The sequence below is a fragment of the Bradyrhizobium sp. genome (assembly GCF_049798375.1).
Classification (GTDB): domain Bacteria; phylum Pseudomonadota; class Alphaproteobacteria; order Rhizobiales; family Xanthobacteraceae; genus Bradyrhizobium.
Window position 1 is genome coordinate 1 of the sequence record NZ_JBARGP010000761.1, and the last position, 11081, is coordinate 11081.

9 protein-coding genes and 1 pseudogene are annotated in these 11081 nt (G+C 64.4%); 5 read left to right on the top strand and 5 right to left on the bottom strand.

Annotated features, from left to right (window positions below):
• The coding region (locus WA702_RS29205; RefSeq protein ID WP_425114008.1) for a di-heme-cytochrome C peroxidase at positions 1-2605 on the top strand (2605 nt) is incomplete at its 5' end.
• An 859-nt stretch (positions 2606-3464) separates the two neighbouring features.
• Positions 3465-4802, top strand: a complete 1338-nt coding sequence (locus WA702_RS29210) for an MFS transporter (RefSeq protein WP_425114009.1) — start codon at positions 3465-3467, stop codon at positions 4800-4802.
• A 110-nt stretch (positions 4803-4912) separates the two neighbouring features.
• On the opposite strand, the gene WA702_RS29215 is transcribed toward WA702_RS29210, so the two are convergent.
• The 5 genes from WA702_RS29215 to WA702_RS29235 all read right to left on the bottom strand — a co-directional run bounded on the left by WA702_RS29215 (position 4913) and on the right by WA702_RS29235 (position 8484).
• The gene (locus WA702_RS29215; protein WP_425114010.1) at positions 4913-5401 is read right to left on the bottom strand and encodes a Crp/Fnr family transcriptional regulator; all 489 of its coding nucleotides are present in this window, start codon (positions 5399-5401) and stop codon (positions 4913-4915) included.
• Between the two features lie 82 nt (positions 5402-5483).
• Positions 5484-6548, bottom strand: coding sequence for a ketopantoate reductase family protein (locus WA702_RS29220; RefSeq protein WP_425114011.1), 1065 nt, complete (start codon positions 6546-6548; stop codon positions 5484-5486).
• Positions 6549-6838: 290 nt separating this feature from the next.
• On the bottom strand, positions 6839-7084 hold the full coding sequence (locus WA702_RS29225; protein WP_425114012.1) for a DUF86 domain-containing protein: 246 nt from the start codon (positions 7082-7084) through the stop codon (positions 6839-6841).
• A gap of 108 nt (positions 7085-7192) precedes the next feature.
• Positions 7193-7489, bottom strand: a complete 297-nt coding sequence (locus WA702_RS29230) for a nucleotidyltransferase family protein (protein ID WP_425114013.1) — start codon at positions 7487-7489, stop codon at positions 7193-7195.
• A gap of 47 nt (positions 7490-7536) precedes the next feature.
• Positions 7537-8484, bottom strand: coding sequence for an alpha/beta fold hydrolase (locus WA702_RS29235; RefSeq protein WP_425114014.1), 948 nt, complete (start codon positions 8482-8484; stop codon positions 7537-7539).
• A 195-nt stretch (positions 8485-8679) separates the two neighbouring features.
• On the opposite strand from WA702_RS29235, the gene WA702_RS29240 reads away from it, so the two are divergent.
• The 3 genes and pseudogenes from WA702_RS29240 to WA702_RS29250 all read left to right on the top strand — a co-directional run.
• Positions 8680-9156 (top strand): Hsp20 family protein, encoded by a 477-nt coding sequence (locus WA702_RS29240; RefSeq protein ID WP_425114015.1) that lies wholly within the window; start codon positions 8680-8682, stop codon positions 9154-9156.
• Positions 9157-9317: 161 nt separating this feature from the next.
• Positions 9318-10760: a hypothetical protein gene (locus WA702_RS29245; RefSeq protein WP_425114016.1), complete on the top strand. Its 1443-nt coding sequence runs from the start codon at positions 9318-9320 to the stop codon at positions 10758-10760.
• 133 nt (positions 10761-10893) lie between these two features.
• Positions 10894-11081: pseudogene (locus WA702_RS29250) on the top strand (alpha/beta hydrolase); the annotation flags it as partial.

The window sequence follows — 11081 nt, forward strand, 5'->3', positions numbered from 1 at the left end:
CCCGCTGCGGCAGTTGCGCAGCCTGGTGTCGGGCGCAGAACTCGACCACCTGCGCAACGGTCCGCTGGACAAGCATGGCTGTGGCTCGCGCATCCTCAATGTGGACGCGCAGGTGCAAGAGGACGAGATCGCGCGGCTCGAAGCCTTCGGCAGCGACCGGCCGCTTCCCGCCGGCGGTACCGAACGCGGCCTCGATGCCGGCCAGGTCAAAGCCTTCATGGCCGCCAATTTGAAGCGCGACGGCGCACAGGCGCGCTGGTACTTCCCCTTCCTGATGAAGGGCGAATGGCCGGTGCTGCTCGACGTGATGGGCAAGGGCGACGACAGCAGCCGCTATCTCAGCACGGCCGAGGTCCGCACCTTGTTCGTCGAGCGCCGGTTTCCGGAGCGGATCACAGCGCGGTTGATGGCCAAGCCGGTGCCGGGCGGCACGATCTGGCGGATCGGCAAGGCAGTGATCGGCGTTGTCGGCACGGTGGTGATCTGCCTGATCGCGCTGTCGCTGGTGGCAGCACTGGCCTATGTCGCGTTTCCCGACAAAATCAACGATGAGCTTCCCGCGGCGTTGAACAAGCTCCCCGGTACGCTGCCGAAGCAAATGGCGGCGCTGGTGCCGCCGGGATTGCCGCCGTACCAGCCGGCAAAGACCACCACCTGGCTCGACCAGAGCTGGTCGGACCAGGATCGGCACTGGTTCCATCATGTCAGCCAGGGCACGGCGACCTTCCCCGTTCCGTACGACTGGTTCATGAAGCTGGAGCAGCCGTATTTCTCGCTGTTCAGCTCGCCAGGCCTGGTGTCCGACAGCGCCTATCTCGAACGCTTCGGCTTCATGTCGAGCCCGAAATCCACCGACAGCGCGACGCCGGACCTGCAGAAGCTGCCTCCCGCTGCACTTCCCGACTTGAAGCCGACCCTGGCTGATAACCGCGGCGGGCTGCCGGTCGGCTTCGCGCGGCTGAGCGGCGCCAAGGACCCGGTGACCGAGGTCGCCGAGCCGGACCAGATCGGGCTGACCTGCGCCGCATGCCACAGCGGCAGCGTCAACTACAAGGGCACCAGCGTCCGCTTCGACGGCGGACCGGCGATGGTCGACCTGCGCAAGCTTGAGAAGGCAACGGGCTTCGCAATGCTCCTCACCCGCTACTTCCCCGGGCGCTTCGACCGCTTCGCCGAGCGCGTGCTTGGTGCGAAAGCGAGCCAGGAGCAGCGTGACAAGCTCAAGAAGGGCTTGGAGGCCGCACTCGAATTCGCGCTGCAGAAGCAGGGCAAGGCTTACGCCGACGAGATCGCAAGCCAGGGCAAGACTGAGACCGACGAAGGCTTCGGCCGGCTCGACGCATTGAACCGCATCGGCAACCAGGTGTTCTATTTGGACATGGTGACCAGCGGCCTGTCGGGTTTCTCGAAGAACCAGCGTGCCATCGATGCACCGGTGAGCTTCCCGCCGATCTGGACGGTGCCGTGGTTCTCCTGGGCGCAATATGACGCCTCGATCTCGCAGCCTTTGATCCGCAATGCCGGCGAGGCGCTTGGCGTATTCGCGCAGATCAACCTGTCGCCCGAGCCGCCCTCGACCGCGCTGTTCCGCTCCAACATTGCGATCGAAAACCTCGACGTGATCGAGCGGATGCTGCGTGGTCCCGACCCGTTCGCGACCAAGACGCCGACATTCGGCGGCCTCGCCGCGCCGAAATGGCCGGACAAGCTGTTTCCCGACGACGCGGCGTGGCGCATCGATCCGGCGCGGGTCGAGCGCGGACGCAAACTCTACGCCGCGATCTGCGTCGAATGCCATCAGGGTCCCGTCAATGATCCCGTGTTCGACAAGGCCTATCCCGACGAGAGCTTCTGGAAGGTCAGCGCCGGCGACACGTGGGACAAGGGCGTGCCGAAGGGTTGGAGCGCCAAGAATCCGGCCGGGGGTCCGGTGGTCGACCTGGTCGAGAAGCCGGTTGCGGACATGGGCACCGACCCGGCGCAGGCCGAGGTGCTCAAGAACCGCCAGGTTGAGCTGCCAAGCTTCATCAACCTCGATCCGAACAAGGACATGAGCGACTGCAACCTGCCGCAAATCTCGACCACCAAAATGCCCTACGCGGTGGCGCTGATGGACGTGGTGCAGCGCGCCAGCGAGAAATGGATGGATGAGCGCAACATGCCGGAAGAGCAGCGCAAGCTGTTGCGCGGCGCTCGCACGAACTGCCCCAATCCCGCATGGCAAGTGCCGATCTATCGCGCCCGGCCGCTGAACGGCGTCTGGGCCACCGCGCCCTATCTGCATAACGGCTCGGTGCCGTCGCTGTACTGGATGCTGGCGCCGGCCGGGCAGCGGCCGACCTCGTTCTGCCAGGGCCGTCACGACTTCGATCCCAAGGAGGTCGGCTTCCACGTGCCGCCCGGCGGCGAGAGCACTTGTGCGACCGGCGAAACCCGGTTCTCGACCATGGGCAGCGACCGCAAGCCGATCCGGGGCAACAGCACGATGGGTCATTCCTTCGAAGGCGCGCGACGGCCTAACAAGGACTATCCGCAAGGCGTCGTCGGCGGCGCCTTCACCGACGACGAGCGCTGGGACCTGATCGAGTATCTGAAGACGTTGTGACGCCGGCGGGCGCGCTGAGCGATTCGTCATTGCGAGGAGCGAGGCGACGAAGCAATCCAGAATTCTTATCTGGCTCCGGGATACCTTCGCTTCGCTCGCAATGACGATCAAAACTGTCATCGCCCGGCTTGACCGGGCGATCCAGTATTCCAGAGGCGCCCGCGCGCGATAGGATAGGCCGCGGCGTACTGGCTCGCCCGCCTTCGCGGGCGATGACACCAGAGAGTGTCGCACGGCCATTACCATTCTCACTGAGCGCGCTTCCTCACCGGACATGCTTTCGCATCCTCGCGACATGTTCTGCCCGAGCTTTACGAACTAATCGCCCTCGAAAATACGGAGGGCGCAGGGAAGGCCGGGAGCTCGCCGACTCCCATGGCCCGCGTGCGAAAAAGAATGCACGCGGCGGTTACCACAGGCTCGGCCGAGACATCCCGGCCTTCCCTGCGCGATGACTTTACGGCTTATACGTGATCTCCCCAGGGACCGGCTTTCTTGCCCCTGTCACGCGCAGATACGTCAATACCCGCGCGCTTCGCGCCAGCACCGGGGCGCCAGGACCACACGATTTCACCGTCCGCATCAGCGCGTCCGTCGGCATGAATCACCATGCTGCGCGCTGATCTCGGCCATCGCATCCCGCTTCCACGTTCGTGACGATCGCGATACGTCCCTCCTGAGAGGAAACGGGACGGGCGGAAATGTGCACTTGATTTGCCCGACGGCGCGGGCGAATTCTTTTTATCAGAAGATCTGAACAGGCTTTTTTTCGAAGCGCATCAACGTCGGGCGATTTCCCCGCCGCGCATGGCACGTGACTGTCTTTCATGCGTTGTCAGCGCCTGCAGGAGTCCTCATCATGCGCGTCGTTCACACGGTTCAGGGAAAATCAGATTTGTCGGCCGGCCTTCTCGACACCAGCTCCGTCAGCGTCAGGCGCGCGGCGTTTGCCGCCACCATCGGCAACATGCTGGAGTTCTATGACTTCGTCACCTACGCCTTCTTCGCGATCCAGATCGGTCACACGTTTTTTCCGGCGCAAAGCGAGTATGGCAGCCTGATGCTGTCGCTCGCGACTTTCGGCGCCGGCTTCATCACCCGCCCGATCGGCGGTGTCGTGCTCGGCATCTACTCGGATCGCATCGGCCGGCGGCCTGCGATGCTGTTGAGCTTCGCGCTGATGGGGAGCGCGATCATCGTGATCGCGATCACGCCCTCCTACGAGACGATCGGCCTTGCGGCCCCGATCATCGTGATCGTCGCGCGGATGCTGCAGGGCTTTGCGCTCGGCGGCGAGGTCGGCCCGACCACCGCCTATCTGCTGGAGATCGCGCCACCCGAACGGCGCGCGCTGGTGGTCTCGCTGCAGCCGACCAGCCAGGAGATCGCGGCCACCGCGGGCGCGCTGGTCGGCTTCATCCTGAGCGAGATCATGACGCCTGCCGAGCTCGATTCCTATGGCTGGCGGATCGCATTCCTGATCGGCGCGCTGGCCTTGCCGTTCGGGCTCTGGATGCGCCGGACGCTGCCGGAAACGATCACGCCCGCTGAGCGCGGCGCCAGGCACGCAGACGAGTCAGGCCATTTCGGGCTGGCGCGCCGCCATAGACGCGTCATCCTGCTGGCGCTGATGATCCTGGCGAGCGGCACCATCTCGACCTATGTCACGCAATATATGACGACCTACGCGCAGAACACGCTGCACATCGCGCAATCGGTCGCGTTCGCCACTTCGCTGGTCAGCAACGGGCTGCAGATCATCGGCGCCTTGCTCGGCGGCTGGCTGGCCGACCGCTACGGCCGCAAGCCGATCATGATCGTGCCGCAACTGATCGTGCTGCTGCTGACCTACCCGGCCTTCCTGTGGATCGTCGGCGCGCCCGGCGGCTGGTCGCTGCTGTTCGGCTTCGGCTTGTTGTCATTGATCTCGTCGCTGCCGTTCACCGCGTTCTACGCGACCTTCACCGAGGCGCTGCCGCAGCAGATCCGCGGCGGCGTGTTTGCCACCGTCTACGCGGTCGCGATCGCGAGCTTCGGCGGCACCGCGCAGCTCGTGGTCACCTGGCTGCTGCACATCACCGGCAATCCGCTCGCGCCGGCCTGGTATCTGCTGCTCGCGGCGACGGTCGGACTGCTCGCGATGGCGCTGATGCCCGAGACCGCGCCGGTGAAGGTTGGCAAGGACGCACGGCAATGACCGCAGGCGTGGCCCGCATGAGCGCAGCGATGTGCGGGAGTCCCGGGATCGCTTCCGCCGTTGCCCTCCGGGCTATGGCGGACAAGTCGCTCACCCGGGCTATGCTAGCCTTATTGCCGATCGTCTGGGTGGCGCTGCATCGATAGCTCGGCAATGCGCTGGTCTGAACGGCGCAGACGCCGGCAGAGTTCGCGGTTGATGTTCTGCATCACCATGACATAAGCGTGGATGTCGCTCTTGTAGCAGGTGTAGAGCGCCCTCGCCGTGAGCTCGTACAGCACCGTCGGGCTGTTCGCGACGACCGTGGCCGACCGGTTCTGGATTTCGATCAGCGTCATCTCGCCGAAGAAATCACCGGGCGCCAGATCCGACATGTGGATGGTCGCCCCGGCCTCCCCGCGCCTGCGGATCACGAGCTGGCCCGTGTGCACGACGAACATCGAGTGTCCTGGCTCGCCCTCTGCCACGATGGTGGCGCCGGCATCGAAGCGGCGCTCGATCAGCATCGAGACCAGGAGATCGAGGCTTGCATCCACAAGGCCGCCGAAAAACGGCGTGGCGAGCAGGAACGCTTTCAGATCGGGTGAGCTGACAGCCATCGCGGGAGTATACTCCCGCTGGAGATGCCGACAAGCGACCGCACCCGCATGGCGTCGGCGCCATGCGGGCCGCGCCTCGACGTCAGGATGCGCCGGAGCCGCCCACCACGATCTTCTCGCTCAGCTTCAGATCGACGGTGTCGACCGTACGATCGACCTCGGCGTTGGTGACGCCGAGCTGATGCGAGATCAGCTTGACCAGCAGGTCGACCCGCTCGATGAAGGGCGCGCCGGCGGCGACCGCGCGCGCCGCCGACGACGGCTTCAGCAGGCTTTCCGCCGCCTTGGCATATTTTTCGAACGGCACCTGATCGGCGGGATCGGCGCCCAGGCGCCGCGCCACACTATCGACGTGGTCGTAGATCGACTGCGACAGAGCGAGATCGCCATGAACGGCATCGCGGATCGACTGCGGCTCACCCGGCGTGATGCAGCGGTAATTGCCGGTCAGCAGCATCGACCATTTGGCCAGCGGGACAAACAACGAATCGAACACCTTGAGCTTTACCGGCACGTCCTTGCCGTCCAGGGTCACCGCGTCGATATCGGACTCGAGCTCGCGCAGCAGCGCATTGTGCCGCGCATCGGCGAAGGCCGCCGCCTTGAAATTGGTCGGCAACCCGACGTGCAGCACATTCGGCGCCTCCTCCGGCGGACGGAAGGCCTGCGGGTCCGGCGAGCATAGCGTCACCAGTCCCGGCTCGAACCGCTCCCATACCTGCGCATTGGTGTAGGCTTCCTCCAGGTCCATGTCCGCCAGCGCGGGAATGCGCTTCAGGTAAGGCAGCGGTGGCATGTTCATGATGGACAGGCAGGGGAGTTTCGCGAGCGCGATCCTGGCCATCAGCGCGCGGATGGTGTGGTTGGTGTATTGCGGCTCCTGCATGGCGAGGCCGACCAGGTCGTAACGCTTGAGGTCGACCTCCTGCGGCGGCGTCGCATCGAGCTTGCCGGGCAAGTCGCGGGAGACAATCGCGCGATGCTCCGGCTCGTCGCGCAGCTTGATGCGCACCTCGGTGCCGTCGCGATTGATCAGCTCGGCCGTGTTCTTCCGGCACACCAGCGTGACATTGTGTCCCGCCATCAAAAGCTTCGTTGCAAGCAGGGAGCCATAGGAGGCTCCCAGGATCAGAATATTGCGCGCCATGCTCTCCCTTTCCCGGCTGGAGCCGGAATTCCTCCGTGCATCGCCTCGTTCTGCTGGGAGGCGGTGCGTCTCTATCGCAACCGGACGGGAACTACAACCAAGCGATGCAGTCGCCGGCGTGTCGTCGATTGCAATTGCAAATCAGCCCATTGCCAATCGAGAACGCCGCACGATGTCCGACCTCATAAGTGCAATGACGCCAGACAGACTCGTAGCTCGCGTGAGCGTAGCGACACGTGGGACATCGCATCATTCGCACCCGGGTGTTGCTGACGCTCACCGGCGCCTTGCTACTCGTCTCCGCCGAGCTCACGGCGAATCGCAAGGACAGCTTGCTTGAGCTCCGGCAGGTCGTCTTTGACCGCTCGCCAGATGATCTCGCTGTCCACACGCTGGTAGTCGTGACGCAGAATGTTACCGATGCCGGCAATGTCCTGCCATCGAACATTCTTGTGGGTAGATTTCAACTCATGACCGAGGTGCCGGCTCGCCTCCGAAATGATTTCGACTCCCCGTTCGATTGCCGAACGCAACAACCAAGATTGCTGAAAATCGAGAAAGGACTTGTCGCTGAGCGCCGTCTCGATTTCCTTCGATACTTTCCAGCATATCGTGAATGCGAAGCAACGGGCTACGCGATGGCATCAGAAAATCCTGACCGCCTCGGTCTCAATCCGTTCACGTATCAACGGATGCAAACCCGCCCGAGTGGTGAGATCAACATCGAGGCCCATCCCGTCCTGGAGCAGCCGCCTTGCCGCTACCAGGTCAAAGGCGTTGAATCTACTCTGGGGGTCATAGTCAAGAAAGAGATCGAGATCGCTTCGCGTTCCGGCCTGATCGCCGGCGGTAGAACCATACAAATAGAGCGACGTGGCACCCCGTTCCTTCAAGGCGCCGGCGAACGCTTTTAGTCTTTCAACGGCCTCTGTCCGGTTCATTCAGGCACAGTACCTCATTCCGACAGGCGCGCGAAGCCTGTATCGCATCACCCGAACAACGGCGTGCCCGGCACGAAGGCGTCGAATGCGGCCCAGAACTGGCTGCGGTAGCGGTCCTGCTCCTGCAGGATCTCGTGCTTGGCGCCTGCAATGACGAGATGCGAGCCCGCGCGCAAATGATAGGCGAACTCCTCGATCGCCGACGTCGACACCACGCTGTCGCCGGAGGCCGCCAGCATCAGGATCGGCTGGCGTATCTGCGAGGGATAATTCATGCCGCGGAAGGTGTGCATGGCGCTGAAGGCGGCATCGGCCCAGGCCACCGTCGGCGAGGCGATGCCGAGTGTCGGGTCCTCCTCCAGAATCGCGGCGTTGCGCGCATAGCGCACCGGATCCGAGGTGACGGGATTGCTGACGAAGGGCTCGAGCCCGGCCATCGCGTCGTTGCCGCCGGGCACGTAGCGGCCGCCCTGGCCGGCCAAGCGCAGGGTGCGCAGCAACAGCCGCGCCGGCAGGGCGGTGCGCCTGCCCGGCAGGTCGATCATCGGCGCCGACAGCACGATACGGTCGAACCAGCGCTTGCCGGCATGCGAGAGCCGCAGCAGCACCGTGCCGCCCATCGAATGCGCCAGCGCGAAATAAGGCGGCGGGCAATCCGGCAGCACCACCTGCTGCACGAACGTCTCGACGTCGACCTCATAGTCGGTGAACGAGCGCACATAGCCCTTGCGCGGATCGCGTAGCCGTCGCGAGGAATGGCCCTGGCCGCGCCAGTCGAACATCGCCACCGCGAAGCCGCGGTCGCGCAGGTCCTGCACCGTCTCGAAATACTTCTCGATCATCTCGCTGCGGCCGGTGAACACGCAGACCGTGCCCTTGCGCCCCGAGGGCGGCGCCCAGCGCGCAAAGCGCAGTTCGGCGCCATCAGGGGTCTTGATGGTGCCGGCGACAACGTTTTCGGGGACGGGATTGGCGGGAATCGAGACGAGCGTCATGGAGGGCCATCGAATAGGTAAAACGGTCGGGGAATCAAGGGCCGGAACCGCGAAAAAACAGCCTATGGCGAAACCTTGAACGAGGCCTTTCCTCGTCTATATCAGCGTTGTGCAGGCCGGATCCGGCTGCACGACAGCCCGGCCCGGTCGGCGGGCGGGTTGCTTGAAACAGTCGCTCAATGGAGGACTTTGACCATGCGTACCTATGACCTCACCCCGTTTTATCGTTCCACCGTCGGCTTCGACCGTCTTTTCAGCCTGCTCGACCAGGCCACCTCCGACGGCAGCCCCGGTTACCCCCCGTACAACATCGAGCGCACCGGCGAGAATGCGTACCGCATCACCGTCGCGGTCTCCGGCTTCTCCAAGGAGGAGCTCTCCCTCGTCGCGAAGGAAAACACGCTGACGATCAAGGGCGAGAAGGTCGCCAATGAGAACGGCAAGGCCCCGAGCGAGGTGCTTTATCGTGGCATCGCCGCCCGCGCCTTTGAACGCTCCTTCCAGCTCGCCGACCATGTGACGGTGAAGAATGCGAGCCTCGAGAACGGCCTCCTCCATGTCGACCTCGAGCGCGAGATTCCGGAAGCCAAGAAGCCGCGCAGCATTCCGATCTCGACCAGCGCGCAGGCCGCCCAGGTGGTCGACGGCACGGCCGAGAAGGCCGCCGCCTAAACCGAACGGCGCGATCGCCCGTCCCTCACCTTATGAGTATGACGCCCCGGGAAACCGGGGCGTTTTTATATGTCAAAATGCAATCTTCGATTTAGCAGACTCGCTTCGCATGCTAGCGTTGCGACATTGCGCGCGGCCGTATTTCAGCATCCGGGTTTCTCATGAAAGCATTTGCACTGGCACTGGTGGCGCTCAGCATCTTGTTCGTCTCAGCCGCCGGCGCCGAAGAGGCGGAGCCCGGCGGTGCCGCCAAGCCGCCGCAGCCGAGCGCCCCCTTGATCAATGCGGCGCCGACCAACCCCGCGCAAGGCAACGCAGTCCAGGCCGGGCCGCCGCCCGCAGCACCTGCCACCGTCAAGTCGACTCAGATCGTCGGCGACTGTATCGGCGACAACAGGTTCATCTACCACGCCGGCACACCGGTCCTGCGCACCACGACCTTTCTGCCGGCCAACAACAGCGCCGACTTCATCGTGCAGGCAGAGTTCAAGCCGCAGGCGACCTATTACGTGAAGTTCGATGCGCCCTATCTGCCGAAAGTGAGCGGCGGCAAGAACGCGATCTCGATCGCGCCGATCGCCGAGAGCAGCCCCTACGTCAAGGAAGGGATCGCGAGCAAGGGCGATTTGCTGGCGACGGTCAACGTGCCGGCCGAGATCGGCAGCTATTGGCGCTCCGTCTATGTGCACATCTATGCCTGTGAAGATTCGAAATCGCCGTCGACCAACGGCGTCATCCGGATCCGGGCGAGCTCGTCGCGCTGGTGCACGCCGGCGGTGGTGGGCACCGTCCTGCTGCTCTATCTCGCCGCGGCCTTTGCATTCCGCAGGATCTTGCCGCAGGGCGACAGGCGCACGGCCGCTGACGAGGCGGCTCACCAGCGCTTCCTCGACCCGGTCGTGCTGACTGCCGGCGTCGACGGCAAGGGCAGCCTGGCGAAGCTGCAGATCCTGTTCTTCTCCGTCATCGTGTTTGCGCTGTTGCTCTTCATCCTGCTGCGCACCGGGGAGCTCTCCGCCTTGTCGGAGACCGTGCTTTATCTGCTCGGCATCGCCGCGGTCGGATCGACCGCGGCCAAGGGCGCCGACCAGCAGCAGAGCCGGCTCGACTTCGACAACTGGTCCTGGCTGGTGCAGAAGGGCTGGATCGGCGTCCGCGGGCTGGCCCGCAGCAACGAGGCGCATTGGAGCGACATCTTTACCAGCGATGGCGAGTTCGACGTCTATCACTATCAGAGCTGCATCTTCAGCCTGATCGTCGGCGGCGCGCTGCTCGTGGTCGGCGTCAGCCAGCTCGCCTCCTTTGAGATTCCGACTTCGCTGCTCGGCGTGCTCGGACTGAGCCAGGTGGTCTATGTCGCCGGCAAGCTGGTGTCGCCGCCGGCGATGGCCGACCTCAACAAGGCGATCAAGGCGTTGCGCGATCTCGAGCGCGCGGCGCAGGAAGCGGCGCTGAAGGCGGTGCCGCCGGCCACTGACGTCAACGATCCCAGGATCGACACCGAGGTGCAGCGCTATCGGAACGCGGCCACCACCGCCGCCGACCTGCTCCATGCCGTCACCAATCTGGCGCGGCCGACCAATTTCGAGCCGTTGTTGCGGTGAACGGACTGGCGCCTAACACGAAGGTTTAAGCCGCACGGCGTTGAAATCAAACGATCGTGACGGCCCGTAACGCCGTGCCGCTCCATGTCGAAGGGGAGAACGATCCCGCTCGGGGATAAGCACGGAGCGCGCAATGAATATCCTACGCACGATGACCCTCGCGGTCGCCGCCTTCGCGGCCGCGAGCCTGATGACTATCAGTCCCGCCGCACAGGCCGCACCCGTCAAGGCCACCAACGTCGTGCTGGTGCACGGCGCCTGGGCCGACGGCTCGAGCTGGGCCAAGGTCATTCCTTATCTGCAGTCGGCCGGGCTGAAGGT